The sequence below is a fragment of the Azohydromonas lata genome (genome assembly GCF_034427735.1).
GTDB classification, from domain to species: Bacteria; Pseudomonadota; Gammaproteobacteria; order Burkholderiales; family Burkholderiaceae_C; genus Azohydromonas; species Azohydromonas lata.
The window spans coordinates 1-217 of the sequence record NZ_JAXOJX010000291.1; the positions used below are offsets into that span (position 1 = coordinate 1).

1 protein-coding gene is annotated in these 217 nt (G+C 71.4%); it reads right to left on the reverse strand.

Translation table 11 applies throughout. From position 1 onward, the window contains the following. The coding region (locus SM757_RS35440) for a hypothetical protein (protein WP_322468933.1) at positions 1–217 on the reverse strand (217 nt) is incomplete at both ends.

The window sequence follows — 217 nt, forward strand, 5'->3', positions numbered from 1 at the left end:
GCCGCTGATGGCGATGCGCGCGTCGGTCACCGTGGGCGCCACGTTGTCCACCGTGGCGTTGCTCGTGTCCGCCGCCGTCGTGGTGTTGCCCGCGTTGTCCGTCACCGTTGCCGTCACGTTGCGGTTGGTGAGGTCGATGCCGCCGGCCACGAGGGTGTAGCTCGCCGTCCACACGCCGTTGACGTGGGTCGCCGCCACGGCGCTGCCGCCGCTGAAC